The 26694-nt window shown below is 44.6% G+C and carries 29 protein-coding genes and 1 pseudogene; 17 read left to right on the top strand and 13 right to left on the bottom strand.

Annotated elements, in window-relative coordinates:
* Window positions 1-6 precede the first annotated feature (6 nt).
* From CIK89_RS09080 to CIK89_RS09040, 9 genes are all read right to left on the bottom strand, one after another.
* A complete protein-coding gene (locus tag CIK89_RS09080) occupies window positions 7-1326 on the bottom strand; it encodes an aspartate kinase (protein ID WP_094391062.1) in 1320 nt (439 codons plus the stop codon).
* A 42-nt stretch (window positions 1327-1368) separates the two neighbouring features.
* On the bottom strand, window positions 1369-2133 hold the full coding sequence (locus CIK89_RS09075) for a cell division ATP-binding protein FtsE (RefSeq protein ID WP_094391061.1): 765 nt from the start codon (window positions 2131-2133) through the stop codon (window positions 1369-1371).
* A gap of 21 nt (window positions 2134-2154) precedes the next feature.
* Window positions 2155-2802, bottom strand: coding sequence for a bifunctional phosphoribosyl-AMP cyclohydrolase/phosphoribosyl-ATP diphosphatase HisIE (gene hisIE / locus CIK89_RS09070; protein WP_094391060.1), 648 nt, complete (start codon window positions 2800-2802; stop codon window positions 2155-2157).
* Window positions 2799-3557, bottom strand: a complete 759-nt coding sequence (gene hisF, locus CIK89_RS09065) for an imidazole glycerol phosphate synthase subunit HisF (RefSeq protein WP_094391059.1) — start codon at window positions 3555-3557, stop codon at window positions 2799-2801. Before hisF ends, hisIE begins: the two co-directional genes overlap by 4 nt.
* A gap of 33 nt (window positions 3558-3590) precedes the next feature.
* A complete protein-coding gene (gene hisA, locus CIK89_RS09060) occupies window positions 3591-4325 on the bottom strand; it encodes a 1-(5-phosphoribosyl)-5-[(5-phosphoribosylamino)methylideneamino]imidazole-4-carboxamide isomerase (RefSeq protein ID WP_094391058.1) in 735 nt (244 codons plus the stop codon).
* The gene (hisH, locus tag CIK89_RS09055; protein WP_094391057.1) at window positions 4322-4957 is read right to left on the bottom strand and encodes an imidazole glycerol phosphate synthase subunit HisH; all 636 of its coding nucleotides are present in this window, start codon (window positions 4955-4957) and stop codon (window positions 4322-4324) included. The genes hisA and hisH overlap by 4 nt, the downstream gene beginning before the upstream one ends.
* 1 nt (window position 4958) lies before the next feature.
* Window positions 4959-5825 (bottom strand): formyltetrahydrofolate deformylase, encoded by an 867-nt coding sequence (gene purU / locus CIK89_RS09050; protein ID WP_094391056.1) that lies wholly within the window; start codon window positions 5823-5825, stop codon window positions 4959-4961.
* Window positions 5826-6256: 431 nt separating this feature from the next.
* Complete coding sequence (locus CIK89_RS09045) at window positions 6257-6793, bottom strand: FHA domain-containing protein (RefSeq protein ID WP_094391055.1); 537 nt, start codon at window positions 6791-6793, stop codon at window positions 6257-6259.
* Complete coding sequence (locus tag CIK89_RS09040) at window positions 6790-7953, bottom strand: SPOR domain-containing protein (protein WP_094391054.1); 1164 nt, start codon at window positions 7951-7953, stop codon at window positions 6790-6792. The genes CIK89_RS09045 and CIK89_RS09040 overlap by 4 nt, the downstream gene beginning before the upstream one ends.
* A 163-nt stretch (window positions 7954-8116) precedes the next feature.
* Between CIK89_RS09040 and CIK89_RS09035 the strand changes: the two genes are divergently transcribed.
* The 9 genes from CIK89_RS09035 to CIK89_RS08995 all read left to right on the top strand — a co-directional run bounded on the left by CIK89_RS09035 (window position 8117) and on the right by CIK89_RS08995 (window position 16195).
* Window positions 8117-9433 carry a UDP-glucose/GDP-mannose dehydrogenase family protein gene (locus CIK89_RS09035; RefSeq protein ID WP_094391053.1) on the top strand — a complete coding sequence of 439 codons (1317 nt, stop codon included), beginning with the start codon at window positions 8117-8119 and terminating at the stop codon, window positions 9431-9433.
* A complete protein-coding gene (locus CIK89_RS09030) occupies window positions 9434-10240 on the top strand; it encodes a DUF4738 domain-containing protein (RefSeq protein ID WP_094391052.1) in 807 nt (268 codons plus the stop codon).
* A 15-nt stretch (window positions 10241-10255) separates the two neighbouring features.
* Window positions 10256-11014: a nitrilase-related carbon-nitrogen hydrolase gene (locus CIK89_RS09025; RefSeq protein WP_094391051.1), complete on the top strand. Its 759-nt coding sequence runs from the start codon at window positions 10256-10258 to the stop codon at window positions 11012-11014.
* 78 nt (window positions 11015-11092) lie between these two features.
* Complete coding sequence (locus CIK89_RS09020) at window positions 11093-12463, top strand: SLC13 family permease (protein WP_094391050.1); 1371 nt, start codon at window positions 11093-11095, stop codon at window positions 12461-12463.
* A 35-nt stretch (window positions 12464-12498) separates the two neighbouring features.
* Entirely contained in the window at window positions 12499-13476 is a 978-nt protein-coding gene (gene pfkA, locus CIK89_RS09015) for a 6-phosphofructokinase (RefSeq protein WP_094391049.1), read from the top strand.
* Between the two features lie 52 nt (window positions 13477-13528).
* Window positions 13529-14053: a nitroreductase family protein gene (locus CIK89_RS09010; protein WP_094391048.1), complete on the top strand. Its 525-nt coding sequence runs from the start codon at window positions 13529-13531 to the stop codon at window positions 14051-14053.
* A complete protein-coding gene (locus CIK89_RS09005; protein ID WP_371593389.1) occupies window positions 14023-14826 on the top strand; it encodes a Rossmann-like and DUF2520 domain-containing protein in 804 nt (267 codons plus the stop codon). Before CIK89_RS09010 ends, CIK89_RS09005 begins: the two co-directional genes overlap by 31 nt.
* Window positions 14823-15341 carry an HAD family hydrolase gene (locus CIK89_RS09000; RefSeq protein ID WP_094391046.1) on the top strand — a complete coding sequence of 173 codons (519 nt, stop codon included), beginning with the start codon at window positions 14823-14825 and terminating at the stop codon, window positions 15339-15341. The genes CIK89_RS09005 and CIK89_RS09000 overlap by 4 nt, the downstream gene beginning before the upstream one ends.
* A 278-nt stretch (window positions 15342-15619) precedes the next feature.
* Window positions 15620-16195, top strand: a complete 576-nt coding sequence (locus tag CIK89_RS08995; RefSeq protein WP_094391082.1) for a Maf-like protein — start codon at window positions 15620-15622, stop codon at window positions 16193-16195.
* Between the two features lie 393 nt (window positions 16196-16588).
* Here CIK89_RS08995 and CIK89_RS08990 read toward each other — a convergent pair whose 3' ends face one another.
* Entirely contained in the window at window positions 16589-16978 is a 390-nt protein-coding gene (locus CIK89_RS08990) for a hypothetical protein (protein ID WP_173815113.1), read from the bottom strand.
* Window positions 16979-17833: 855 nt separating this feature from the next.
* On the opposite strand from CIK89_RS08990, the gene CIK89_RS08985 reads away from it, so the two are divergent.
* The 8 genes from CIK89_RS08985 (at window position 17834) to CIK89_RS08950 (ending at window position 24915) form a co-directional block, all read left to right on the top strand.
* Entirely contained in the window at window positions 17834-18490 is a 657-nt protein-coding gene (locus CIK89_RS08985; protein ID WP_144007390.1) for a vWA domain-containing protein, read from the top strand.
* A gap of 557 nt (window positions 18491-19047) precedes the next feature.
* Window positions 19048-19233: a hypothetical protein gene (locus tag CIK89_RS08975; protein ID WP_094391044.1), complete on the top strand. Its 186-nt coding sequence runs from the start codon at window positions 19048-19050 to the stop codon at window positions 19231-19233.
* Window positions 19234-19295: 62 nt separating this feature from the next.
* Window positions 19296-20207, top strand: coding sequence for a YafY family protein (locus tag CIK89_RS08970; RefSeq protein ID WP_094391043.1), 912 nt, complete (start codon window positions 19296-19298; stop codon window positions 20205-20207).
* A 13-nt stretch (window positions 20208-20220) separates the two neighbouring features.
* Window positions 20221-21312, top strand: coding sequence for a hypothetical protein (locus CIK89_RS08965; RefSeq protein WP_094391042.1), 1092 nt, complete (start codon window positions 20221-20223; stop codon window positions 21310-21312).
* 18 nt (window positions 21313-21330) lie between these two features.
* Window positions 21331-22170 (top strand): hypothetical protein, encoded by an 840-nt coding sequence (locus CIK89_RS08960; protein ID WP_094391041.1) that lies wholly within the window; start codon window positions 21331-21333, stop codon window positions 22168-22170.
* 8 nt (window positions 22171-22178) lie between these two features.
* The gene (locus tag CIK89_RS08955; RefSeq protein WP_144007388.1) at window positions 22179-24164 is read left to right on the top strand and encodes a sel1 repeat family protein; all 1986 of its coding nucleotides are present in this window, start codon (window positions 22179-22181) and stop codon (window positions 24162-24164) included.
* Entirely contained in the window at window positions 24145-24294 is a 150-nt protein-coding gene (locus CIK89_RS13580; RefSeq protein ID WP_158215005.1) for a hypothetical protein, read from the top strand. The genes CIK89_RS08955 and CIK89_RS13580 overlap by 20 nt, the downstream gene beginning before the upstream one ends.
* A 99-nt stretch (window positions 24295-24393) precedes the next feature.
* The gene (locus CIK89_RS08950) at window positions 24394-24915 is read left to right on the top strand and encodes a hypothetical protein (RefSeq protein WP_094391039.1); all 522 of its coding nucleotides are present in this window, start codon (window positions 24394-24396) and stop codon (window positions 24913-24915) included.
* Between the two features lie 1231 nt (window positions 24916-26146).
* Here CIK89_RS08950 and CIK89_RS13575 read toward each other — a convergent pair.
* The 3 genes and pseudogenes from CIK89_RS13575 to CIK89_RS13570 all read right to left on the bottom strand — a co-directional run.
* Window positions 26147-26245, bottom strand: coding sequence for a smalltalk protein (locus tag CIK89_RS13575; RefSeq protein WP_158214619.1), 99 nt, complete (start codon window positions 26243-26245; stop codon window positions 26147-26149).
* A complete protein-coding gene (locus tag CIK89_RS08945; protein WP_094391038.1) occupies window positions 26242-26427 on the bottom strand; it encodes a hypothetical protein in 186 nt (61 codons plus the stop codon). Before CIK89_RS08945 ends, CIK89_RS13575 begins: the two co-directional genes overlap by 4 nt.
* Window positions 26428-26481: 54 nt before the next feature.
* Window positions 26482-26694, bottom strand: a pseudogene (locus CIK89_RS13570) (hypothetical protein); the annotation flags it as partial.

Below are 26694 nucleotides of genomic sequence, written 5' to 3'. Positions count from 1 at the left end.
TTGGTTTTACTTATTGAATAAGGTATCACTTAAACTTTGAAGTGCACGTTTCTTATCTTCCTCGCGAATAAGGAATGAGATATTATAATTAGAACCACCATAGCTGACCATGCGAACAGGGATATTCTTCATGGCGTCGAGCGTCATGGTTTCGAATCCGATGTTCGACCAGTCGAGGTCACCTACCACACAGATGATGCACATGCCGGTATCTACGGTTACTGTGCCGTATTTCTTGAGTTCGTCAACGATTTCTCCAAGGTGTGCGGAGTTGTCTATTGACATGGAAACTCCCACTTCTGACGTACAAACCATGTCGATAGGAGTTTGGTAGCTCTCAAAGATTTCGAATACCTTGCGCAGGAAGCCTGTTGCGAGGAGCATGCGGCTAGACTTGATCTTGATGGCGATGATATTGTCTTTTGCAGCAACAGCCTTGATTTTGCCATATTCAGTCTGGTTGGAAATGGTAGTACCTTCAGCCTCAGGATCCATCGTGTTGAGCAGACGTACGGGGATTCCGGCATATTTTGCAGGTTGGATGCAGGTGGGGTGCAGGATTTTAGCACCGAAATATGCCAATTCAGCAGCCTCTTCGAAATGGAGGTGGTGTACGGGTTCGGTCTTTTCAACGACACGTGGGTCGTTGTTGTGCATACCGTCAATATCTGTCCAGATCTGGATTTCCTCGGCGTTGATAGCTGCTCCGATGAGCGATGCAGTATAGTCAGAACCGCCACGTTGGAGGTTGTCTATCTCGCCATAGGCATTACGGCAGATGAATCCTTGGGTGATATATACCTGATTGTCAGGGTTCTTCTCCATGATGGCAGAGAGTTTCTCGCGGATGTAGGTGGGGTCAGGCTCCGAGTTTTTGTCGGTGCGCATGAAATCGAGTGCGTTGAGCAGTACAGCCTTGATACCTTGTTCTTTCATGTAGTTGACCACCATGTTGGTTGACATCATTTCACCTTGAGCCACAATGCTTTTCTCTTCAAACGAAGTGAAGAGCTCTTTGGTGAAGGAGCGCAGGTAGTTCATCTCCGATGCGATGAATTCATGGGTGTTTTGTTTCATCTCGTCGGTGGTGTAGAGTTCTTCAATATGCTTCATGTATTTCTTTTCAAGCATATTGATCACTTCGTTCGCTCCCTCCGGATTCTTCTTGTAGAGATAATCAGAGATTTCTATCAGGGAGTTTGTTGTTCCTGACATGGCAGAGAGAACGATGAAAACGGGTTCGCCTGATTTCGTAACCAGGTTGACAACTTCCTTCATGCGGCTTGGTGAACCTACCGAAGTACCGCCAAATTTCATTACTTTCATAGTGTATGTTTATTTTAATTTTGTTCTACTTTGTATTTTGCTTCAAACAGACAGGTCTTCTCGCACTTCATATCCGCTGTTGTATGTTTCCTGCGAACTGTCAGTATCGTCGGAGAGCATCATGATCTTGTTGTAATCGTCGGTAACCAGTTCGAGATGTTTTCCGCAGCAACGATAGACGATGCCAGGATAATCCTTCAGCAAAGGAATATTGTGGGTAGTCATTACGACGGACGTTCCTGTCTGTGTAACATTTCTCAGCAGCTGTATGATGTTGTTGGCTGTTTCTGGGTCAAGATTGCCTGTTGGTTCATCGGCTATGATAACCTTGGGTTTGTTGAGAATGGCGCGTGCAATAGCGATGCGTTGCTGTTCTCCGCCGGAGAGTTCGTGAGGCATTCGCTCTGTTTTTTCTGTCATTTCAACGTCTTCAAGGACTTCGCTGATGCGCTGTTCGATTTCTTCCTTATCTTTCCATCCTGTAGCTTTGAGCACAAACTGCAGATTGTCGTGAACGTTTCTGTCGCTCAGGAGTTGGAAATCCTGGAAGATAATTCCCATCTGTCGGCGCAAGGCAGGTACGTATCTGCGTTTCAATTTGCGGATATCGTGGTTGAAAACCATGGCATTGTCTGCCTCGTCCAAGTCGAGTTCGAAGTAGAGTGTTTTGAGTAGTGTACTCTTTCCTGAACCTACACGACCGATGATGTAGATGAATTCGCCCTCGTTGACATGGAAATCCACATGTTCGAGTACGAGAGACCCGTCATCTTGGCGGATGGTGGCGTTTTTATAGTCTATCAGCATATATGGAAGCTTTAAAAAGTTTTATTTCATAGTTCCTTTAGCCTTTTCTTGGCGGCGTTTTTTGTCCCAGTTGGGGTCGTGGCGTTTTTGCAGTTCTGCTGCGACATCCTCGATGCGGAGTCCTTTGGCGGTAAGCATGACGAGGAGATGGTAGAGCAGGTCTGATGCCTCATAGACCAGGTGCTCGTCAGTACCGTTTGTGGCTTCTATTACTGTTTCAAGTGCTTCTTCTCCAACTTTTTGTGATATTTTGTTGATGCCTTTGTTGAAAAGGCTTGTAGTGTAAGATCCCTCAGGCATTTCCTTTTTGCGCTTGTCGATAAAATCCTGCAGTTCGGTGAGGAAGAGTATGGGACTTGTTTCGTTGTCTTCTCCCCAGCAGGTGTCGGTACCTGTGTGGCAGGTAGGTCCAACGGGATTGACTCTGACGAGGAGCGTGTCGTTGTCGCAATCGTTTTTGATGCTGACGAGATTGAGGAAATGTCCAGACGTCTCACCTTTTGTCCAAAGGGTCTGACGGCTTCTGCTCCAGAATGTGACATGACCTGTTTCGATGGTTTTCTTATAGGCCTCTTCATTCATGAAGCCGAGCATGAGCACGTTTTTTGTTGTTGCGTCCTGGATGATGGCAGGCACGAGGCCGTCCATTTTTTCAAAATCTATTTTCATAATCTTACTTTGATGCCTTGTTGGTGTAAATACTGTTTGAGTGTCGGTATGGCGATTTCGCCGAAGTGGAAAACGCTTGCTGCGAGTGCTGCGTCTGAATGTCCTTCTATGAAAGTGTCGCGGAAGTGTTCCATCGCTCCAGCTCCTCCGCTTGCGATGACGGGTATGGAGAGGTTGTCTGTGAGTTGGCGCAGGGCTTCGTTGGCAAATCCTGTTTTTACTCCGTCGTGGTCCATACTTGTGAACAGGATTTCTCCTGCTCCGCGCTCTTGTGCTTCGTGTGCCCATTCAAAGAGGTTGTGTTCGGTGCGTTCTCTTCCGCCTTTGAGGTAGCAATGCCATCCGTCCTCATCGTTGCGAGCGTCGATGGCGCATACACAGACTTGAGAACCGAATCGGTTGGCAATATCTTCTATGAGTTTCGGATTTCGCAAGGCCGCACTATTGACGCTCACCTTGTCTGCGCCGGCATAGAGCAGGCGCTCCACATCGGCAAGTTCGTTGATGCCTCCGCCGACGGTGAAGGGGATATTGATTTCCTGTGCCACCCGTGTGACCATTTCTGTAAAGGTCTTGCGCTCTTCGTAGGAGGCGGTAATGTCGAGGAAAACCAGTTCGTCGGCTCCTTGCTGGCTATATACTTTAGCCAGTTCCACAGGATCTCCTGCAGCTCTGAGGTTGACGAAATTGGTGCCTTTGACGGTTTGTCCGTCTTTTACGTCGAGGCAAGGTATGATTCGTTTGGCAAGTCCCATATTATTGAATATTCTCTTGTTGTTCTTATGTTGTCATTGTGCCGAGGCGTTATGGTAAGCCATGAGTTCTTTCATGTCGATACGTCCTTCGTAGATGGCTTTTCCAAAGACCACGGCAGGGATTCCTGCAGCGTCGAGTGCTTTGATGTCGTCGAGTGAGGATACTCCTCCGCTTGCGATGAGATGCAGTTGGGGGTAAGTCTCCATGATCTGACGATAAAGGTCAATGGCAGGCCCTTGTAGTGTTCCGTCTTTTGAGATCTCTGTACATAGTACGTATTTGACGCCTGCGTCGATGTAGCGTTTGAGGAAGGGAAGAAGCGGTTCTGCAGAGTCCTCTTTCCATCCGTTGATGCTAATCATTCCGTTGCGTACATCCGCTCCGAGAATCATGCGTTCAGCTCCGTATTTCTCCAGCCATGAGATGAAGAGTTCTGGATTTGTCACGGCAATGGATCCTACGGTAACCATGCTTGCTCCATGACGGAATGCTTTTTCGATATCGTCGTCGGTTTTGATGCCTCCTCCAAAATCTACGGTGAGCTGTGTCTCTGTTGTGATATCCTGTAGTGCCTCCTTGTTGACGATATGTTTGGATTTTGCCCCATCGAGATCAACGACATGGAGGCGCTTGAAACCGAGTTTTTCAAATTCGGCAGCAACGTCAGCAGGCCGGTTGTGATAGACGGTCTTCTGGTTGTAGTCACCTTTGGTCAGTCGGACGCATTGTCCGTCGATGATGTCAATGGCAGGGATGAGTTCTATCATAGGGCCAAGAAGTTTTTGAGGATTGTTTCGCCTGTCTTTCCACTCTTTTCCGGGTGGAACTGGCAGGCATAGAAATTGTCTTTTTGAAGTGCCGCCGAGTAGGGGAGGATATAGTCTGCCACGGCAGCCGTTTGCTGACAGAGGGGAACATAGTAGCTATGAACGAAGTAGGCGTAAGCCTCTCCTTCGCTTGGTCCGAAGGTTGGTAATCCTTTGAAGAGGGCGCAAGGCGTATCGTGTCCGGTCGTGTCGGCAGATGGCTTGATAATCTTGTTCCATCCCATGCAGGGAACTTTGTCTTCGTGATGCTGTGGGCAGAATCGCTTCACTTCTGCATCAAAGATTCCTATGCAATCGACGTTGCCTTCTTCTGAGTGGCGGCAGAGCAGTTGTTGGCCGACGCAGATGCCAAGCACGGGCTGGCGCAACGAGCGGATTACTTCGTCGAGGCGTCGAGCCTTGAGGTATTCCATGGCACCGCGTGCTTCACCTTGTCCAGGGAAGAGCACCCTGTCTGCCTGTTGCAGCGCTTCGGCAGAGTCGGTCAGCAGGGGTTCTATACCCAGTCTGCGTAGTGCGTTGATTACCGAGAAGATGTTGCCTGCATTATATTTTACGATGGCTACCTGCATATTATGAGAATATGATTGTCTTGTTTTTGAATGTCAGAATTTTACGCTGAATATGTTTGGACACAGCATGTGAGAGCACGATTTTCTCCAAGTCTTTACCTTTCAGCACGAGGCTTTCTGGTGTGTCTTTGTGGGAGATTCGTGTCACGTCCTGTTCGATGATGGGGCCTGCGTCGAGTTCTGCTGTTACATAATGACTGGTGGCTCCGATGATCTTCACACCACGTTCCCATGCTTGGTGGTAGGGCTTTGCGCCTACGAAAGCCGGGAGGAATGAGTGGTGGATGTTGATGATATGGTTGGGGTAGGACTTAATCATATCGTCGCTGATGATCTGCATGTATCGTGCGAGAACGATGAAAGTGATTTTTTCTTTCTTGAGCAGTTCCATTTCAGCAGCCTCTACCTCGGCTTTGTTGGAGTGGTCTTTCTTGATGCTCCAGACATAATATGGAATATTGAATTGCTCTGCCACATAGCGCAGGTCTTCGTGGTTGGATACGATGCATGGAATGTCAACCTCCCATTCTCCGGCTTTCCAACGTGCCAACAGGTCGTAGAGGCAATGGCTCATTTTGGATACGAAGATGGCCATTCTTGGGCGTTTGTCAGAAAAATATAGGTTGCAGGTCATCTGGTAGCGTTGTGCGTAGAGTGTGTTGATATACTCTAAAATTTTTTCGCGTGGAATCGTGAAGCCTTCTAATTCCCATTCAATTCGCATGAAGAACATCCCGTCTTGTTTGTCAACATACTGATCGAGGTATACGATGTTGCCTTGGTTGTCTGTGATAAAACGGGTCACTTCAGAGATAATGCCCTGTTGGTCGGGGCAATGCAGGAGCAGAATGGCTGTTGGTTTTTTCATTTTCTTTAAGGGTGTTTGTATCTTTGATTTAATTCCTTGCAAAGATACTGTTTTTTTGTTACATTACCAAAGGTAATGAATGAAAAATGGCTATTCTGCAATTTCTTCTGCATAATAATGCTGTTTGCATTCTTTATGTGGGTAAATGCTGGCGGTCTTTGACCTGGTCTTCTTTGCCTCGGCAAAGCTCAAAAGTGAACTTTCAGCTCTTCTCTCGGCTTCGGGAAGCCGTCGGGATGGGGTCGGGATGTGGCGTTCGGATGTGGAAGGTAAATCGTAAGTATGTTTTGACGTAAATTTTGAATACGAAGATGCATATCAGGCAACCCTGTTGTATTACCTGATAGGTATTATGTTTTTGTCAATAAGTAAGTTATACTTATTTGCTTGTAAAGTTCTGCGAGGTGGAAATATGACTGGGATTATTCTTCTTACTTTTGTGGGGTGCGCAGTATAATACTTGTTGCACCAAGGGTGAAGAGAGTTCCGTCTTCAATACGTCTGCGCTCACGAGGTGAAAGCTCTACATTGTCAACAAATGTTCCAGTATTGCTGTTGTTGTCGCTGAGTGTATATTGCAGTTCGCCACGCTTGTTGCGACTTACCGTGATGGTACAATGATTGAGGTCCACGCTTGGGTCAACAGTTTCGAAAGCTGTGTTGATAGGATTTCCTTTTTGATAGCGTCCTATGACATTATCACCCATGCGTAGTGGTAATTCTTGCTTGTAGTGGAATACGTTTTCGATCACAACAATACTTCCGCAGTCTGTTTCCAGATTGGAGAATTGTGCATTGGCAATTTCGTTCTCCTTACGTTGAGTTTCTCGGAGTTTTGAAACGCCGATTCTTATGCCAAACTGCTTTCCGCATTCGGCACATTGAAATACCAGGGATTGTCCTGCTTCGTATTTTGTTTCGTCGAACGTGATATACGCATCACATTTTGGGCAACGGATACGCTTCATACATTAGTCTTTTTATAAACCCACGCTTCGGTGAAATCATCTTCAAAGCGGAGGTTGTTACGTTCACTATAGGCTTCGTCTTCAGTACGAAAATGTCCATAGGTCACTCTTACCACATTGTTGTGAATATAGATCTCCGTGTCTTTAAATCCACGGTCTTTGAGCTTCTTTACAAATTCTTCGGCATTGGCCTTCTTCACGCGACTTGCCAGAACCAAACAGTAGGGGCGTGCGGTATTGCTTGGACGGGTCACAGCCGGTTTCTCTGCGCTTTTTTCGCTGATAGCCTCTTTTTCTATTTTACGTACCGGCTCGCTATTGAGCTCTTGCGTATTTGTGGCGTCAGCTACTGGTTCTTGAATCGTTTCCACTACGGACTTTGTAATAGCCGGCTTGTCAGACGCATCTTTATTGACCAGTTGATAGACCATGTCTTGCTTTAGTCCTGTGATGGCTTGCGAACTATAGTTGCTGTTGGCTATGGGCGTACTCATCATGAGGAAGAGAATGACAGATGCAGCCACGGCAACGGTATTGCGAATCCACGATAGTTTGATACTGATGGTTCGCTCTTCGTCTTCATCCAAGATCTCAGTAAGGGTGGGCTGGGGGATTGCAACGCTCTTTGTTTGAGTTGCGGGCGTTTGTACCTTTGGAGCAGGAACGTCGGCTTTCGCAGTTTCTTCTGTCTTTTGGTTTGTGTCGGCAAGAGAGAGGCTTTCTGCTATTGGAGCAAGGTTGAAGGTGTTTAAGCCGTAAAGGTCTGGTGTCAAAATTCCTGCTTCACAGGGTGTGAAGAGGTATCCGCCTTCATCGTTGCCTGACAGCGTACCTATTCCGTCGAGTATATATGATCCTTGTTGAGCGATTGTTTCGCGCAACTCGGCCACTTCATTCTCGATGCGTTGTATGGCTTCGGGGTAGCTGATGTCGTAGGCTTCCACGTATGACTGCGCCAAGAGCGAGTCGTTCATCTTGAGTTGCGGATTGAAGCCAAGAGTTCTCATTGGCGGAATAAACGTATTGTCTGTTTCGTCAAAATGTGCAGATACATGATATGCTACGAAGCCTCCGAAATCGGGGACCACGACGCAATCGTTGTCAAGCAACAATATCTCTAAATGTCTCTTCAGTTCAATCACGTGTGCAAAATTACTCATTTTTTACGAGAATTACAAATAAAAATAAAGATAAAAGCGCTATAAAAGCAAAAAAAAATTTCCGTATTAAAAGAATAATTGTTACTTTTGCAAACATAAAACCACAAAAAAAAGAGATAGGTGGCTTATGTCAGTCTCTTTATAATAATATTAATTAAGGAATATGAATATAGCAATTGTTGGAACTGGTTACGTGGGTCTTGTATCGGGCACTTGTTTTGCCGATACGGGAGCTAATGTGACGTGTGTGGACGTTGATGCCGGCAAAATCGAGCGACTTAAGAATGGGGAGATTCCCATTTATGAGCCCGGACTTGACGAACTTGTTAAGAAGAATGTGGCAGCCGGTCGTCTGAAGTTCACTACCGATTTGACTGCTGTACTTGATGATGTGCAGATTGTATTTTCGGCTGTTGGAACACCTCCCGATGAGGATGGTTCTGCAGACCTTAAATATGTATTGCAGGTTGCACGCACCATCGGTCAGAATCTGAATCATTATGTGGTTGTGGTTACCAAATCGACAGTTCCTGTTGGTACGGCCCGTAAGGTGCGCAAGGCTATAGAGGAAGAGCTTGCCAAGCGTGGAGTGGATGTTCCTTTCGATGTGGCGTCTAATCCTGAGTTCCTCAAAGAGGGAAATGCTATTAAGGATTTCATGTCTCCCGACCGTGTAGTGGTTGGTGTGGAGAGTGAACAGGCCAAGAAGGTGCTTACAAAACTCTATAAGCCATTTCTTATCAATAACTTCCGTGTCATCTTTATGGATATTCCGTCTGCGGAAATGACTAAATACGCAGCCAATTCCATGCTTGCCACGCGTATTTCATTTATGAACGATATTGCCAACCTTTGTGAACGCGTGGGTGCGGATGTCAATATGGTACGTGCAGGAATAGGAGCAGATACCCGCATTGGCCGCAAGTTCCTCTATGCAGGTTGTGGCTATGGTGGAAGTTGTTTTCCTAAAGATGTGAAGGCGCTGATCAAAACTGCCGATCAAAACGGCTATTCCATGGAGGTGCTCAAGGCGGTGGAGCGCGTCAACGAGCGTCAGAAGAGCATACTCTTCGATAAACTGAAACGTGCTTTCGACGGAGAGTCGCTTGAAGGTAAGACGATAGCCCTTTGGGGACTTTCGTTCAAGCCGGAAACCGACGATATGCGTGAGTCCACAGCACTCGTCATGATCGGATTGCTGCTTGAGGCAGGATGTACGGTTCGTGCCTACGACCCTGTGGCCATGGCAGAGTGTAAGCGTCGTATCGGCGATAGTATTTCTTATTGCCGTGATATGTATGACGCTGTACTTGAAGCAGATGCACTTCTGTTGCTGACCGAATGGAAAGAGTTTCGCTTGCCCACCTGGGGAGTGATTCGTAAGGCCATGCGACGCCCGCTGGTCATCGACGGTCGTAATATTTTTGATAGCGAGGAACTTGAAGAAAATGGATTTGAATATCATTGTATTGGTAAGTGAATGTGTAAATTGAAATATATTCTTTGTCTCGTTGTGTCTGTCTTTCTATCTGTCGGTTGTAAACAACAATCGGCTGGTCAAGTAGAAGAGCGTGCGGAAAGCAAGCAAGCCAAACAGTTGTTGCAAGGCGTTTGGATGGATCAGGAATCAGAGATGGTGGTCTTTAAGATGCAGGGTGATACCGTCTATTTTTCTGACTCTACCAGTGTGCCTGCCTATTTTCGTGTGATCAACGACACCTTGTTTATTGGCGACAACGACATCAAATATCCTATCGTCAAGCAAATGCCCCATGTATTGTGGTTCAAGAATGCCGGAGGTGACGTGGTGAAACTTGTCAAGAGTACCGATCCGGAAGACGCGAATGTCTTTAAGCGAAAACGCCACGGCAAGGTTCTTACAAGCAGACAGATCACAAAGACCGATACCGTGGTGATGTACGACAAAAACCGCTATCATTGTTATGTGGCAGTCAATCCGTCCAAATACAAGGTGACGAAAAAGAGTTATAATGACGACGGACTTCAAGTGGAGAATGTCTATTACGACAATATTATCCATCTGAGTATCTTCCAGGGTTCAGCACGCGTTTATTCACAGGATTTCCGCAAACAGATGTTTGAAAAATATGTGCCCAAAGGTGTCTTGGAACAGTCGGTATTGGGAAATTTGGAATATGATAAGGTTGGTGCCGACGGATTCCGTTTCTTGGCAACCATAGGAATTCCAGATGATGCCAGTTGTTATCAGGCAGAAGTCGTTGTATCGCTGAATGGCAAAATGTCTATTAAACAAATGAATTATTGATAAGGCGTTAAAAAGATGAAAGTCACGCTGTTACAGATTGACTCTAAATGGATGGATGAACGCGGGAATATCTTGCGTGCAACAGCTCTTATGGACTCCCAGCCAGGAAGCGATTTATATGTCTTGCCGGAAATGTGGAGTACCGGATTTGTAACAGACACCATGGAGAATGTTCCAGATGAAAAGCATAGCGTGGCTTTGCAGTGGATGAAGGAAGAAGCGGCACGGCGCCGTTGTGCCATCTGTGGCAGTCTTGCCGTACGAGATGATGAAGGGGCATATCGCAACCGACTTTATTTTGTTGACGGACGCCATGACCGTGTGGCGTATTATGACAAGCATCATCTTTTCTCTTATGGCGGCGAAAACCTACATTATACTCCCGGACAGCATCACACCATTGTCGCGTATGAAGGAATGAGAATCCTTCTGCTGACCTGTTACGACCTGCGCTTCCCCTGCTGGATACGTTATGCAGACGATCGGGCGTATGATGTCATCCTCTTGGTGGCTAATTGGCCCCAAGGTCGCCAATCGGCTTGGCAGATACTTACAGCCGCCCGGGCTATAGAGAATCAATCCTATTTCATAGGAGTCAACAGGGTCGGTGACGATTTAGTCACACATTATATTGGTGGGAGTTGCGCCATTGACCCTATCGGTCGCACGATGGTTTCTCTTGGCGATACAGCAGAGGCAGTCAGCGTAGCACTCTCCCAGTCGGAACTGTTAAGAAGACGTGAAAAATTCCCTGTGCTCGATGACCGTGATTGAAATATTCTCCAAAAACGTTGCGCATTTGCTGAAAATAGCCTACCTTTGTAGTCGCAACAAAATAAAAGGCGTAAACCTATGACACTGATTATCGTACTCATGTTCGTTGCGGCATATTTGCTGATTGCCACTGGTCATTTTACCGGTGTCAACAAAGCTGCAATTGCCATGTTCCTTGGCACGGCTGGATGGGTGGTCTATGTTTGTTATGGCACAGACTTTGTCATGCAGCAACACCCTGCGGATTACCTCGAATACCTTTCAGGCCGCACTCCAAATAGTGAAACAGTCAAGTATTTCATTTGCGAGAATGTCTTCTTGAAGTATGTAGGCAAGGCTGCGGCAATCGTTATGTTCTTGTTGGCCACCATGTCGATTATCGAACTGTTGAACAACAACGGATGCTTCGATTTCATTTCCGAATGGATCCGGACACGCAACTCCAAACGATTACTGTGGACCATTACCCTGGCCACTTTCATCATCTCTGCCAATCTTGATAACCTTACCACCACTACGATGATGCTTGTCATCATGAATAATGTTTTGCAGAGCGGACGCCAACGGATGCTCGTAGGTTCTGCCATTGTGCTTGCTGCAACTTGTGGCGGATGCTTTACGGTAATAGGTGATCCCGTCGGACTTATCCTATGGGGCGATGGCGTGGTTACCGCCAGCCATTTCTCAGCCTATATGCTGTTGCCTGCCCTGATAGCCTGGATAGTTCCTACCATGCTCATCAATCGTGAGTTGCCTGACCGCCTCGATACCGAGTGGATAGCCTCTCCTTACCGTGGTGACGATACTCGTCTGAACCGTTGGCAACGATTGGTCATGCTCTTTGTGGGCATCGGCGGATTGTGGTTCATCCCAACATTTCACAATATCACCAAACTCTCCCCCTTCTTAGGCGCTTTGTGCGTCTTGAGCGTGCTTTGGCTTGTCAACGAAGCCTTCAACCGCCGATTGATGAATGCCGATCAGATGGCGCAGCGTCGCATCCCCCGTGCCTTACAATATGGCACCATCCAGCAAATCTTGTTTGTCATGGGAATCATGATGGGCATGGGTGTCATGCTTGAAACGGGAGTGCTTGGCGATATAGGCATTTGGTTGGCAGAAACATTCCATAACAATTGGTTGCTTGGCATTGGAGCAGGACTGCTTAGTGCCGTGGCAGACTCCTTTACCGTGGGCTTAACCCATATCATGCTCTATCCTCTGGCAGAGAGTGGGGAGATGGCGGTAAACGGAGCATATTGGATGATTATGGTGTTCTCAACGGCTGTAGGCGGATGCCTGCTTTGTGTAGGATCGGTCAGCGGTGTGGCACTCATGAAGATGGAACATGTTCGTTTGGGATGGTATCTGCGCCATCTCACATCGAAAGTTGCAGTAGGATGGTTGTTGGGACTTGCCGTCTTGTGGGCAGAACTACACCTATTATAATATTAAGAAGGATAACTCATTAATACCATATTATTATGTCTAAGATTAAAACAATAGGAATACTTACATCGGGAGGAGATGCTCCCGGTATGAATGCAGCCATTCGCGCCGTCACCCGTTCGGGTATCTGCAATGGACTTAGTGTAAAAGGCATCTACCGCGGTTACGACGGACTGATCAAAGACGAAGTGAAATCATTCACGACTGAGGATGTGAGTGGCATTATCACGCGAGGCGGTACCATCCTGAAAACTGCCCGTTCCAAGGAGTTTATGACTCCTGAAGGCATGCAGAAGGCATACGAAACATGTATCAAGGAAGAGATAGATGCCCTTGTGGTCATCGGCGGTAATGGTTCGTTGACCGGTGCACGCAATTTTGCTATGGAGTACGACTTCCCCGTAGTGGGACTTCCAGGCACTATTGACAACGACCTTTACGGTACTGACTCAACCATCGGCTACGATACTACGATGAATACCATCATGGAGTGTGTCGATCGCATTCGCGATACTGCCAACTCCCACGAACGCATCTTCTTCATCGAAGTCATGGGTCGTGACGCTGGTTTCCTTGCTCAAAACTCAGCCATCGCCTGTGGTGCAGAGGCAGCCATCATTCCTGAGGAATCTACCGATGTCGATCAGCTCGCACGTTTCATGGAGCGCGGCATCCGAAAGTCTAAGAAATCATGTATCGTCATCGTTTCCGAGAGTCCCAAATGCGGTGCGCTCTACTATGCAGACCGTGTGAAGAAGGAATTCCCTGAGTTTGACGTGAGAGTATCTATTCTGGGACATTTGCAGCGAGGTGGAAGTCCCTCCGCCCACGACCGCATCCTGGCCTCCCGTACTGGCGTAGGAGCCATCAAGGCACTGATGCAGGGCCAGCGCAATGTGATGATTGGCGTGCGCAATAACGAAGTGGTCTTTGTGCCATTCAGCGAAGCCATCCGCAGCGACAAACCATTAAACAAAGGACTGATCAAGGTGCTTGATGAACTGAGCATCTGATCTGGACGGACCTTGTTGACAATCCCATCATAATAAGTTATAAACACAGAATATGGAATTTAAGGATTTAGTACAGATGCGTCGTTCCCACCGTAAGTTTACCGAACAGGAAATCGACGGAGACGATGTAAAGACAATATTGCGTGCCGGACTGATGTCACCCACCTCCAAGGGGCAGCGCTCCTGGCAGTTTGTCGTGGTTGACGACAAGACCGACTTGGAGAAACTTTCCGACGCCAAAGATTTGGGCGGACAGTTTCTGAAGGGTGCTGCATTAGCCATTGTTGTGCTGGGTGATCCCCTGCAGAACGACTGTTGGGTGGAAGACGGTTCTATTGCTGCCATTTCCATGCAGTATCAGGCAGAGGCCCTCGGACTTGGCTCATGCTGGGTGCAGATGAGAGGCAGAGGACTTTCCGACGGTACAAGTGCCGATACGGTTATCCAGGGTGTGCTCGACATTCCCGAAAACCTTCATTGCCTCTGCATCTTGGCAGTCGGGCATAAAGCAGACGAACGCAAGCCTCAGAATGAAGACCGGCTGAAGTGGGAGAACGTACACCTCAACAAGTTCTGATGCAGATCGTATTGATTGGCGCAGGACGCCTCGCCACCAATCTTGCCGTTGCCCTCCATCAAGTGGGCCATGACATCGTGGCAGTATATAGTCGTACCATGCAGTCTGCCCAGGAACTGGCGCAGCGTGTTGGTGCGTGTCCTACCGACAGGATAGACAAACTGCCTGTTAGGGCAGACGCCTTTATCCTTTCGGTTTCCGACAATGCCCTTGAAGACATAGCCCGACAAGTGGTGAAGGGTAGGGAAGAACAAATCTTCTTTCATACCGCAGGATCCATGTCTATTGACGTGTTGGCACATGCCCGCCATTACGGAGTGTTCTATCCCATGCAGTCGTTTTCCAAGGAGCGGTTGGTCGATTTCTCAGTCATTCCCTTGTTTGTAGAGGGAAGCGACGATCAGACCTTGCAGACCGCTTTAGCCTTGGCAGACAGCATTAAGGCAAAAGCCTATCCGTTGTCCAGCGCCGACCGCCAATACCTGCATGTTGCAGCCGTCTTTGCCTGCAATTTCGCCAACCATTGTTATGCGTTGTCGGCAGAGGTGTTGCAACGTCACGGCATAGACTTCCGTGTCATGTTGCCGTTGATCGACGAGACAGCACGAAAAGTCCATCAGCTCACTCCTGTTGAAGCACAGACAGGTCCTGCCGTTCGCAACGACATGAATGTGGTCACCCACCATCTCGATCTGTTGTCCTCTACACCGTGGTTGGCAACTATCTATGAAGAGTTTTCCAAAGACATACAACGCACAGCATTGACAAAATGATAAACTACGATTTACAAAAAATTCGAGCCGTAATCTTCGATTTGGACGGAGTCCTCTCTGCCGAAACCATCTCACTTGGTGCCGACGGAACCCCTTTGCGTACCGTCAATATCAAAGACGGTTATGCCATTCAACTGGCGGTGAAGATGGGACTCCGTGTGGCCATCATCTCAGGTTGTCTTATCGAGTCAGTACGCAAACGCTACGAAGGCCTGGGAATGACAGACATCCATCTTGGAGCATCCGTTAAGATCAAGGTCTATCAGCAGTTCAAGGAGAAATACGGACTGACCGACGAAGAGGTCATGTTCATGGGCGATGACATACCCGATCTCGAAGTGCTACGCTTGGCAGGCTGTCCTGTATGTCCGCACGACGCCTGTCCCGAAGTCAAGGCAGCCAGTCTTTATGTCAGCGACTACGATGGAGGCTACGGCTGCGGTCGCGACGTATTGGAGCAAGTATTGAAAGCACAAGGCAAATGGCTGAAGGATGAAAAAGCCTTCGGGTGGTAATTCCCTTTACTGAACTTTCGCATGTGGGGAAGTTAAGGGAAGTTAGAGAGAAGTTAGGGAAGTAAGAGAGAAGTTAGAGGGAAGTAAGAGAGAAGTTAAGGGACAAATGTCCTACGTCTTACGGCAAAAAGGCTATTGTCTCTTAACTTCCCGAACGACCGTAGGGAGTGATAACTCCTTTAACTTCAATCAATTCCCTCAGTTGCGCATGTGGGGAAGTTAAGGGAAGTTAGGGAAGTAAGAGAGAAGTTAAGGGACCTTTATTTTTACGACAAATGATGTTAAACAGCAAATACAAGATAATCCTTGCAAGCAATTCTCCGCGTCGTCGCGAATTACTTGCAGGCATTGATGTGGATTTTGAGGTAAGGGTAATACCCGACATCGACGAGAGTTATCCACCATCGCTTCCCGTAGATCAGGTGGCAGGATTTATCTCGCAGAAGAAAGCAGACGCCTATTTGCCGACCCTGCATGATGACGAACTTGTCATTACAGCCGATACCGTGGTTATTGTAGGACAGGAAGTGCTCGGCAAACCAGCCGATGAGGAAGAGGCCCGCACCATGTTGCACAAGCTGAGTGGTAAAACCCATCAAGTGACAACCGGAGTGTGTCTGGTTACCCGTCATCATCGCGAATCGTTTTCTGTCACTACTGATGTCACTTTCAAGACATTGTCAGACGACGAGATTGATTATTACATCCGCACATATCGTCCTTTCGACAAGGCTGGCGCCTATGGCATTCAAGAGTGGATCGGATATGTTGGCGTGACTTCCCTTCATGGCAGTTACTTCAATGTGATGGGATTACCGGTGCAACGCATCTATGAGGCGCTTAATAAATGTTAATAGCACACTTATAATATGCATAAATGGTTAAAAAACGTGCTTAAAATGCATTTTGGTGTTGATAGAGTGTTGCTATTCTGAAATTAAATTGTACCTTTGTATCACGCAACTAGTAATTTTAATCTATATTTATCATTTTCCTCGGGGGAAGCAATCTGTGAAGACGCTTCCCTTTTTCTTTATATCACATAGAAACTACAGAAATTTTTAATGTCACACGGATCACACGACACGGAATCACGTAACAAGCAATAACGGGCTGAAAGCCCAATGGTTTTCCTAGCCCAGGGCAACGCCCTGAGGATATCATGGCATATTATCAACTACGTCCTGTAAGGACAAAAGTGAAAACACGGGGGCAAGTCCCCTTGTTTCATGTTTGTTTTCAATAAATTAGCTTATTATACTCCAGAACTCTTCTGGCAGAGATATATTCTCCACATTCTTAGCTGCTATGAATAGTGGAGCGATGTCTTCTGGTTCAAAGCCAGCAATGCCGCAACCTATAGGAGTCACGAGGAAGTGCATTTCAGGATGCTGAGAAGCGAATGCCAGAAACTCATCCACATAAGGTTTGATAGTCTCTACGCCACCTTGCATGGTAGGAATGGCATACGACTGTCCCTGAATACCGACACCGTTACCCATGACAGCACCGAAGTTCGTGTGAGCCATTCGTGCTGCACCACCTGCGTGAATACCTTGAAGGTTTGAACCGAAAACAAATATCTCGTTTGATTTGAGGGAAGATATAAAAGAAGGAGTAATACGCTTGTTGTCCATATATGATTGATTTTTTGCCATAATAGAATGTCCGATCTCCTCATACATGCGAGCATAACAAGATGTGCCGCGTGGAGTCTCCTTGTCCATTCTTTTACACAATTCCACAGTGCCTGTGTAAAGTCCGGATCCATAGTTTTCTATAACGAAAGGAGTCACCACCTCTTCCATCATTTTCTTGTATCGTTGATTAACGGCTGCTGGAGTCATTCCCAGTTGCGCAGCCACCTCTTTCTGCTTGAAACCGGCACGGAAGATCATGAATGCAATTTCATGCATGATACGGTCATGGTAGTGAGCTGCAACAGCCTCTGCCACATAAGAGAGCATTCCCTCTTCCTTATCGGTAGAGCGAACATATTCCAGTACCACGTCAGCAGCTTCCTCAGCCTTGTGCTCAAATTCCTTGTTGTATGCTTTCAGCGCATCGAGTACTACAAAGTGAAAACCTTTGGCCATCCAAGTAGAAAGTTTCATCTCCTTTGGCTTATCCAATAGAGGCTTGAACTTGAATTTCAGCAGATGGATGTAATACTCATGTGCCAGTGAGTAGAAGTCCAGTCCCGTCTTGTTGCGGAGTTGGTATTTATAATCATATATGTTATATGCGCGACGGCAGTAACCATAGAAGTATTCTTTGGTTATAGCAGGATCGAACGAGCGGAATCCGTCAATGATGTATTTATCAGCATGTTCCATCATATTGAACTTTTGTAGTTAACTGCAAAGATAATCTTTTTCAATCAAAAAAATCGAGTTTTTACAGTTTTCTGCTTAATTTTTTTACCCTATATTCTTCTTAATGTATAAAGACGTCTTATAAATCAATGTTTAATCATCTAAATTCCAACAATTATGACAACAGAAAGCAAAACCACCAAGAGAGTATATAACCTTGTTATCATCGATGAATCAGGCAGTATGAATATCATCCGCAGACAAGCACTTGCAGGTATCAACGAGACCATCACCACCTGTCAGAAGATGCAGAAAGCCCACAAAGACCTGGAGCAGCGAATCACCCTCATCACCTTTGACAGCGATCATTTCAAGCTCCACTATGACAATATCAATGCAGCAGAAGCATGTCCATTGACTCTGAAGGACTACAAGCCATGTGCAGCCACTCCACTTTACGATGCTATCGGCAAGGGAATTGCCAAGATCAACGCACAGACAGAAGCCGATGATAATGTTCTTGTTACCATCATCACCGACGGCGAGGAAAACTGTTCAGAGGAGTACAATCTCAAGATGGTCAAGAACCTCATTGAGAAGCTGAAGAAGCAAGGCTGGACATTCACGCTCATTGGTACAGAAGACCTCGATGTGGAAGGCATGGCTGGTTCCATGGCCATTGACAACCACCTTTCATTTACCGAAGATGCCGAGTCAACAGAAAGAATGTTCGCCAAGGAGCGCAGAAGCCGAGAGCGTTATAATGAATGTCTATACTGCAAACGTGAAATGCCTGTAGGCAGTTACTTTGACGAAGACAAAGACAAGGTATAATATACATAAAAAAAAAACAAGCGACACTGGTCATACTTCCAGTGTCGCTACTATAACGGAGCAGAGAATCCCCCGAACCCCCACTCTTCATGTCTCGTATGTCATGGGGTAGGTCATTGTCATCCCCAAATATCCGACGTTCCGTTATGACATTGACCTTTCTCTGTGGCATCTTAAAAAAATTGTTTTTGGAAACTGTCAACTGTCAACTGTAACGCCTGTAACGCAAAAAAAAATCCGTTTTTGGAAACTGTTATATTGTTATATTGTAACGCTTGGGAGTTGAAATTAGCGTTGACCAAGAAACAGGAACAGTCCTCGTGTTTCAAGAATCCGAAACCTATTTTTCCTTTCCGAAAACTGTAATACTGTAAGCTGTAAGAATTGAAAGTCATGATGTCCATGACCCGTCCCTGTGACATTTTTTGGGGTTACTCTCCAAGATTCTTGTTCTAATTAGGAAAATCTGCTTTGAAATCACTCATTTATTAAACGTGTCACGTGATTTGAGACACCTTAGCCGTAATTTTGCAGCCGAAATAAAAAATAATTGTATTATGACATTAAAAGAATTACTCGACTCGCTTTCGTTCGACGAAATTGCACCTTTCCTCATAAGGCATTATACATACGATTATGCGCCAGGAGATTTTTCTGTGGATCTGCTTCCTAAAATATTTTGTCACAGACTTGACAATACTCTTGGTAAAGAAATAAGAATAGATGTGGCTTATTACGAATAAAAAAAATGACTTCAAACAATATTGAAGAGTATTGTACGTTTTTCAAACAAAAGACTCAAAGTATGACAGTATTAGAGAAATATTTTTGGATAGTAAATACTATCTATAACAAAGGAGAACGTGGATTGTCGCTGAAAGAACTCAACGACAAATGGATACATGACGAGAACATCAGCAATGGAGAGCCTTTGCCACGGCAAACCTTCGACCGATGGAAAGGAAACATTCTGATGATACTCGGCGTGAACATTGAATGCCGGTTAAAAGGCGGTTACCGGTATTACATCTCCAATCCAGAATGTTTGAGTAAAGGTGGGCTCATCCGTTGGCTACTTGATACATATTCTACAGCAAATACCCTGTCGCAAAGCACTCAGTTGAAAGACAGAATTCTTGTTGAAGAAATACCATCCAACCGTAACTACTTGACAGACATCATAGAGGCGATGAAGAACAACCATGTGGTGACGCTGACATACAAGAGTTTTATACATGGCTCCTCTCATACGTTTTCTGTAGAACCTTACAGCCTAAAGATGTTCCAAAAAAGATGGTATTTATTGGCGAAGAATCTCGTTGATAACAATCTGCGTATCTATGGGCTTGACCGTTTGGAAAATTTTGAGGAAACCAAAGAGCATTTCACGATGCCCAAGAATTTTGATGCAAACACCTATTTTTCCTCATTCTATGGAATAGTAACAGACGAGACCATCCCATTGCAACGCATTGTGGTTCGGGCCAACAAGCAACATCAGCATTATCTTCGTTCTCTGCCATTGCATCCTACCCAGAAAGAGATATTCACCTGTAAGGACTACGCAGACTTCGAACTGACATTGCGTCCTACCTATGATTTCATCATGGAACTGTTACATTTTGGAAATATGATAGAGGTATTGGAACCACAATCCCTACGACAGACCATGAAAGGTTGGGTAAGTGACTTGTGGGAGTTATATGAAAACGACTAACAAAATATAGATTATGGAAAGATTTGATATTAACAAAGAGCTCAAAAACTTAGAAGGACTGTCTGTCAGAGCTAAATGCTCTGCATTGGATGACCTATGCTGTACGCTAAGAGAAGCCATATCAGATATCAGTAATGCCAAAAATGAGATTTTGGAAGAATACGAGCGTTCTTGCCGAAAGAAATTCATCGATGAGATCAATTCGGAGATTAAAGCAAACTTCGATGGCAGAATACCCTACGTGGACAATTACGGATATCAAGTTAGCTACGATGGGATTACCACGTATATCAACTTCTCATGTATAGAAGGAGAATGGTATATTTATTTTACTATATTGGAAGGTAGCCTGAAGCCTGTAAAAGAACTTGTCAGAAAAATGGGAGGTGATTCCGAATCCCTGGAGCTACGTGTTTCAGAAGAAGAACTTGTGTATAAGTTCAGGTTCGCTTTTTTCGAATCAGATGTCTTCTTCAATTTAGTTCAGGAAAACCTGGCCATCGAAGAAGAAGTTATCTTCAAGTTCGGTGACCAGGCTAATACTGTCAATTCAGAAAACTGGAAAACAATACCATTAGAAACCATGGATTCAAGAACAGATTGGGTTGTAATTCTGACTGATGACGCAGAAGTTTATCTCAATGAAATAAATGCAATAGTTGCAAAAATGAAGCATCCCAAGACTTGCTTTGTGATAAATTTGCATCCATGTGCCAATTACAAGCATTTACAGAAACTATGGGACAATTATATCATGACAGACAAGGAATCTGTAGGAGTACTTCTTAATTTTATACATCATCACTTGGTGAATCCAAGTAGGATAACTTTCTCCATACAAGAATTCAGAGAATACAGCGTTACATATCCACTTGTGAGAGCTGTCTCTACTGAAATCGGGAAGAAAGTCACAATTGATTCTAACGCAAAAGCTATATATTATGGTCTATGCTTCGAACTGAATTGTGAATTTGCAGATTCTTACATGAAAACGTTTAATGAAAATTTAGACGAAATGGGTGAAGATATTGGTTTGCAGTGGTCTGTCCAAAACTCTACAGACAATATTGTAGAGGTTCTATACTTGTACGAACCAAAAGTTTAATTATAAAACATATTAATTATGAACAATTTAACAAAACAACTGGCTAACTTATATGAGCCAAAGTGGAATGAACTGAAACAACAGTTGGATGCTAAAGGCATCAAGGTACAAGCACCTTTTATGCTGGGTGTAGCATTGGAACATAACAACCAAGGAGGTTATGTTGACGAGAGTTGGTGGACTGATGCCGACTTGAAAGTTATGGTATTCGGACAAGAAGCCCTCAATTGGCCCATACCTGTATCGGATGATGGAACTCAAATACAGTCGGACGATTTCGTAGAACTATACCAACGTTTCTATTCTGACAATTATAAAGGGCAATATTTCCTTACTGATTCTGACAATCACTTGGCTAAGAATAAGTTCTTCAGCATGGGATTCAATGGTATCATGTCGGGTATCAAAGACTTCGTTTTCGGCGAACAGTATTCCGACAAGAAAGTAGCATACCTTTGGAACAACATTTCAAAGTTGTCTGTAGGTGGACGCAATGGAGTTTGTAAAGAAATACATGAGTTAGAGGAGAAATACTTTCATGTCATCCCACAAGAGATAGAGATCTTGAAGCCCGATGTTCTCGTTTTCTTGACTGGTCCTGGCCAAAACACCTATTACAGCTACATCAAAGAGAACTTCAACGTAAAGGGTTCGCCAATGCCTTTGGCTGGGAATGATGTTGACGCAGTAGCAAAACTTGATATTGAAGGCATCAGCCTTGCTTACAAGACTTACCATCCTACAGCGACCAAGGATGGATATAAGGGTATCACAGATGCAGAGAAATGGAAGAATTATCATGCAATTTTAGATGACATTAAGGAGCATATCCCTGATATTTTTCTAAAAGATAAATAAGTAAACTTATGGGGATTGCGACATTTAATGGCATATTGCACCATATGCGGAATAGAAATGCGGATAGTACGGATGATGAAATCTTCGAAGATGAACTCCATCATACTATGCGTAGATTGAACTTTGCAGAAGAACAGAATGAAGCCAAGGCTATTCTGTCCGACCTTCGGTCTATAGCAGAAAAGCAAAAAAACTACCTCGTTCAGTATATGCTTTTGGATTTTGTCATGGGAAAGGGATGCACAGAATGTTCAAGGACAGTCTGCGAAAACATCTTTGGCAAGCATCCTACGTTTGCCGACATGATGCGCCATCCTTGGTTTGAACACTTGATGAATCATCCTGCACAAACCGAACCCTACAATCCGCTTTCTCCATTTGTTCGCAACGACGCTTTCTACTGGCGCAATTTCCATTTTCCTCTGTTCTACCATCTTCAGGAAGATAACAGCTTGGCTTTGGAAGTGTTGGAGCATCTTGCGGCCAAAGGCGACATTCTTTCCATGGAGCGTGTGTCACTTTACTACTTCGATAAATGTCAATTTTCCAAGGCGTTTCTTTTATTTAAAGCTTTGCATGAGAAAATGCAGACAACCGAATGGTATGATTGGGCGATTAAGCAAGAAATCACTAACAAACTCGCTCATCTATATACCTATGGATTAGGTGTAGAGCAAAATCTCGACAAAGGGGCTCAATCCTACAAAGAGCTTGAAAATGGTTACTGCTGGGGAAACAGAGCCCAATACCAGTTGGGAAGAATGGCAGAGAAAAGGCATAACTATATAGAAGCGATGTGGTACTATAGGAAAAATATTGATAGCCGCGAGTATGGCAAGTACAGCTTCTACAGGAGAGATAAGCCGAAAGACTTGTTTCCACTTCGATTGGAGATTGCTTTTAGACAGATGAAGAAGAAGCTCAACCCTATAGTTGACTGTCTGACACTTGCGACTTGCCAAAAATGTAACGACATGGTTCTTCAGTTGAAGGTCATGATGAATGCAATAGTCACAATTGAATGGGGTGATGGTGAAACTGAATCAGTAAAATGGAAAGTGGATGACTGGGGACAGGTAAGACATTCATATCAATCGCCAGGCTATTACTGTATTACAATAAAAACAGACGAGGAGAACGTATTGACGGGATTCCATATTGTTTCTCACAAGGCAATATGCTCAATAGATGTTTCCGGCTGTAAGGGATTGACGCATCTATTGTGTCCAAATCAAATGTTGAAACAAATGTCTTTAAGCAAGACAGAATATCTCTCTGTGCTTGATGTACATGGAAATAGGCTTCAAAGAATCAACCTCAGAAAGAATCCGTTGCTTACAATCGTTGATTGTTCTAACAATCCGTTGCAAAAGATAGAAGCAGTGAAGCATCCTCCATTCAGTTTAATGTGCATAAGAAAAACAAGGCTGGGAACTAAAGCAAAAAGGAGATTTCATGAAATCGTTCGTTTGAATGCAGGTCGATTATTGAGTGAGGGCTTTGTTAACCAATTGACAGAGCCGCTTTTGCCTACGTTGCTGTTTTATATAAAGAACAGCACTTGGGAAGATGTCTTGGCATGCTTGCAACAGAAAAACGAAGATTCAAAGGTAAATAATAACTTCACGGTATTGCACAAAGTCTATGCCTTGCTTAAAGCATATCGTCACGTCACTCCGTGCCCATACAAAAATGGTTTTATGTGGGCGTCAGGAACATGGGTAGTTATTGCACATAAGTTTAAAACCAAAAGGACGGGGCAAATAGTAGAAAGTCAGGCTCCCGAAGAAGAGTTCTATTTGTATGAACGCCCTTGGAGCATGATTCTTGGAACACCAGTAAAAGCATGGGATAATCGCCTGCCATTCATGATGCTTCCACAACATCCAAATGCCTACTATGCAGCCATGTGTTTATATAATATGGTGGACAATAACACTGAAATGAAGAAACATAAAATTCCTAAGATCACTTATGGAAAAGAAAGTTGCTAAAATAATTTTTCTTGACTTTGATGGTGTTCTGAATACAGAATACCATCAAAGACAATTACAGTTTGAAGGAAAAATATGGCAAGACAGGCACGGTGCAATGAGAGCCATTAACATATTGAATCAACAATAAAACTTTCAAGAAATTTTAATTTAGTTCTAACCTGTCATAAATAATGGGGCACCATAGCCATACCTTTGTACCCAATAGCGTAATTAAATTTTCAAAGATATGGCAAATGATAAGTTAAACAAAGAGTTGGTTTCTCGTATGATGGACGATGCTGCATGGAAAGAACTCTCAAAAGACTTTCCATGGACAGAACAGTTGCTTGAGAAGTATATGAACTATGTGGACTGGAAAGAAATTTCAAGAAACAACGATGTAGTGTGGACCAAAAGCCTACTTGAAAAATTCAAGCACAGACTTGACTGGCACGAATTGACATCAAACAGTAGTACACTATTGTTTACAGAAGACAACATAGAGACATTTAAGGATTGTTGGGATTGGGAAGTGCTATCAGACAAGTCTTGTATCGACATGACCCACGAACTTTTAATCAAGTATGCTGACAGATGGAATTGGGCATACATAATAGATCGATATGGTGACGATTCTATTACCTACAATGAGGAATTTCTCGAAAAGTATGGAGATTATATTTCTGCATCAGAACTGGGCGGTTCTAAGCTGTGGGACAATATTATCGAACACCGCATAAAAGCGATCAAAAAGAAAATTCTGTCTTAAATTATTGTTTTAGGTACCGATACACGACTATTGTCAAAGGAAAGCAATGCATATGGCTTTAGTTTTAAATACTCTAAAGCCACATGCATAGCTTTTTATCTACCATAATGCTACTTTTCCTGCAATCCCCAAATCAATGTTTTCTTCATAATTGTAATTTGTTTAAGTTGTAATTTTTTTAATTTAACTAGATTCTACCCACATTCTGCAAGATTACTCTGGGTGGTTCTTTTGTTCAGGGATATGTTTTGGCATCATCCATGCGAAATCTCTTTTGATGGCAATGATGTCAAGGGCATATCAATGACACCAAAGGCTGTTTTTGCTTTCCAAAAACTGTAATACTGTAACTGTAACGCAAAAATGATTTTCCAAAACTGTTATCTGTTATTTGTTATCTGTACCGCAAAAAAATCATTTTTGGAAACTGTCAACTGTCAACTGTAACGCTTGTAACACAAACAAAATCTTTAACGGAAATCTTTCTCCGTGTCCTCCGTGTGATCCGTGGATTTTTTTTGGGTTGCGCGAGCGCAAGAAATCTTTGGAGGAAATCCTGTTTAAGATGTTGCCTACGGCAAGAAATAATCTGTAATTCAGGGAGGCAACTAAAAACAAAATCTTTAACAAAAATCTCGACTGAAAATACGCTCGAATACCTCGCTTTTGGGGACGAATTTATTATGGATCGCCTTACAGGCTCGAATTTTTGGAGCAGTGAGAGCAGAGAATAAATCCAAAAATTTATTCTTTGCCGAGTCGCGACAAAAATAACCTATGGTGTAAATCTTAACGAAAATCTTTAGAATAATCTTTAACTAGAATCCGTGTCTTTTCGTGTGACCGTCTAAATTCCGATGATTGATTTCTGGCCATAGGCCATATTTTTATTAAAGATTTCCTCCAAAGATTTCTTGCCGACAGGCAACTAAAAATATAATCTTTAACAAAAATCTCGACTGAAAATGCGCTCGAATACCTCGCTTTTGGGGACGAATTTATTATGGATCGCCTTACGGCTCGAATTTTTGGAGCAGTGAGAACAGAGAATAAATCCAAAAATTTATTCTTTGCCGAGTCGCGACAAAAATAACCTATGGTGTAAATCTAAATAAAAATCTTTAGAATAATCTTTAACGAGAATCTTTTTCCGTGTTCTCCGTGTGATCCGTGGATAAAAAAAACACCCACGAACCACACGGGGCGGTTCATGGGTTTACGAGAGGGAGTGTCACCCGATGGTGAAACCAAGGGCCGAGAGCACGGCGGTGATGGTGGTCAAAGCAATGTTGATGATGACGCTCCACTTGTTTTTAGAATCTTGAGTCATAGTTTTCTGTTGATGATGTTGTGATAGTCTTTAATGCCGAGGAAGGTGGCACACAGTATCAAAAGCTGGGCAACGAGGATGAGGACGGATCCCGAAATCTCACCTTGCGGAGGCATCATCATGCCAGCTACAGCGAAGAGGATAGCACAGACGAAACTGGCTAATGAGAGTATTCGTTTCATACGCTAAAAGTGGGGGTTAAAGAGTCCCGCGGACGTTCCGCAGGACTCTGTGGTTCAGCCTTCCAGTCCACCACCACCGGGTTCCTGATCACCAGCGTCGCTATCCGACTTGAAGTAGGCAGTGAGGGCGGTGTTTGAACTGAGCGTGATGCTGCGTGAGGCATTGGTGTCGCCATCGCTCCATCGGTTGAACTGGTAACCTTCGGCAGGCGAGGCACTAATCTCCACCGACTGACCCGCAGGGTAGCGACCTGCACCGGTCACCGT

This window comes from Prevotella sp. P4-119 (assembly GCF_002251345.1).
Taxonomy (GTDB): Bacteria; Bacteroidota; Bacteroidia; order Bacteroidales; family Bacteroidaceae; genus Prevotella.
The sequence above is the reverse complement of the archived record's forward strand: the minus strand, read 5'-3'. Positions and strand labels throughout refer to the sequence as shown.

Excerpts from the sequence above, each read along its gene's own strand:
- hisH (WP_094391057.1), bottom strand. The coding sequence starts at position 4,957 with ATGCAGGTAGCCATCGTAAAATATAATGCAGGCAACATCTTCTCGGTA.
- CIK89_RS09075 (WP_094391061.1), bottom strand. The coding sequence starts at position 2,133 with ATGCTGATAGACTATAAAAACGCCACCATCCGCCAAGATGACGGGTCT.
- CIK89_RS08965 (WP_094391042.1), top strand. The coding sequence starts at position 20,221 with ATGGAAAGATTTGATATTAACAAAGAGCTCAAAAACTTAGAAGGACTG.
- CIK89_RS09040 (WP_094391054.1), bottom strand. The coding sequence starts at position 7,953 with ATGAGTAATTTTGCACACGTGATTGAACTGAAGAGACATTTAGAGATA.
- CIK89_RS08970 (WP_094391043.1), top strand. The coding sequence starts at position 19,296 with ATGACAGTATTAGAGAAATATTTTTGGATAGTAAATACTATCTATAAC.
- CIK89_RS08955 (WP_144007388.1), top strand. The coding sequence starts at position 22,179 with ATGGGGATTGCGACATTTAATGGCATATTGCACCATATGCGGAATAGA.
- CIK89_RS09045 (WP_094391055.1), bottom strand. The coding sequence starts at position 6,793 with ATGAAGCGTATCCGTTGCCCAAAATGTGATGCGTATATCACGTTCGAC.
- hisA (WP_094391058.1), bottom strand. The coding sequence starts at position 4,325 with ATGATAGAACTCATCCCTGCCATTGACATCATCGACGGACAATGCGTC.
- CIK89_RS13575 (WP_158214619.1), bottom strand. The coding sequence starts at position 26,245 with ATGACTCAAGATTCTAAAAACAAGTGGAGCGTCATCATCAACATTGCT.
- CIK89_RS08975 (WP_094391044.1), top strand. The coding sequence starts at position 19,048 with ATGACATTAAAAGAATTACTCGACTCGCTTTCGTTCGACGAAATTGCA.
- hisIE (WP_094391060.1), bottom strand. The coding sequence starts at position 2,802 with ATGAAAATAGATTTTGAAAAAATGGACGGCCTCGTGCCTGCCATCATC.
- CIK89_RS08945 (WP_094391038.1), bottom strand. The coding sequence starts at position 26,427 with ATGAAACGAATACTCTCATTAGCCAGTTTCGTCTGTGCTATCCTCTTC.
- hisF (WP_094391059.1), bottom strand. The coding sequence starts at position 3,557 with ATGGGACTTGCCAAACGAATCATACCTTGCCTCGACGTAAAAGACGGA.
- CIK89_RS09025 (WP_094391051.1), top strand. The coding sequence starts at position 10,256 with ATGAAAGTCACGCTGTTACAGATTGACTCTAAATGGATGGATGAACGC.
- purU (WP_094391056.1), bottom strand. The coding sequence starts at position 5,825 with ATGAAAAAACCAACAGCCATTCTGCTCCTGCATTGCCCCGACCAACAG.
- CIK89_RS09000 (WP_094391046.1), top strand. The coding sequence starts at position 14,823 with ATGATAAACTACGATTTACAAAAAATTCGAGCCGTAATCTTCGATTTG.
- CIK89_RS09035 (WP_094391053.1), top strand. The coding sequence starts at position 8,117 with ATGAATATAGCAATTGTTGGAACTGGTTACGTGGGTCTTGTATCGGGC.
- CIK89_RS08960 (WP_094391041.1), top strand. The coding sequence starts at position 21,331 with ATGAACAATTTAACAAAACAACTGGCTAACTTATATGAGCCAAAGTGG.
- CIK89_RS08985 (WP_144007390.1), top strand. The coding sequence starts at position 17,834 with ATGACAACAGAAAGCAAAACCACCAAGAGAGTATATAACCTTGTTATC.
- CIK89_RS08995 (WP_094391082.1), top strand. The coding sequence starts at position 15,620 with ATGTTAAACAGCAAATACAAGATAATCCTTGCAAGCAATTCTCCGCGT.
- CIK89_RS08990 (WP_173815113.1), bottom strand. The coding sequence starts at position 16,978 with ATGGACAACAAGCGTATTACTCCTTCTTTTATATCTTCCCTCAAATCA.
- pfkA (WP_094391049.1), top strand. The coding sequence starts at position 12,499 with ATGTCTAAGATTAAAACAATAGGAATACTTACATCGGGAGGAGATGCT.
- CIK89_RS09080 (WP_094391062.1), bottom strand. The coding sequence starts at position 1,326 with ATGAAAGTAATGAAATTTGGCGGTACTTCGGTAGGTTCACCAAGCCGC.
- CIK89_RS09020 (WP_094391050.1), top strand. The coding sequence starts at position 11,093 with ATGACACTGATTATCGTACTCATGTTCGTTGCGGCATATTTGCTGATT.
- CIK89_RS09030 (WP_094391052.1), top strand. The coding sequence starts at position 9,434 with ATGTGTAAATTGAAATATATTCTTTGTCTCGTTGTGTCTGTCTTTCTA.
- CIK89_RS08950 (WP_094391039.1), top strand. The coding sequence starts at position 24,394 with ATGGCAAATGATAAGTTAAACAAAGAGTTGGTTTCTCGTATGATGGAC.
- CIK89_RS09010 (WP_094391048.1), top strand. The coding sequence starts at position 13,529 with ATGGAATTTAAGGATTTAGTACAGATGCGTCGTTCCCACCGTAAGTTT.
- CIK89_RS13580 (WP_158215005.1), top strand. The coding sequence starts at position 24,145 with ATGGAAAAGAAAGTTGCTAAAATAATTTTTCTTGACTTTGATGGTGTT.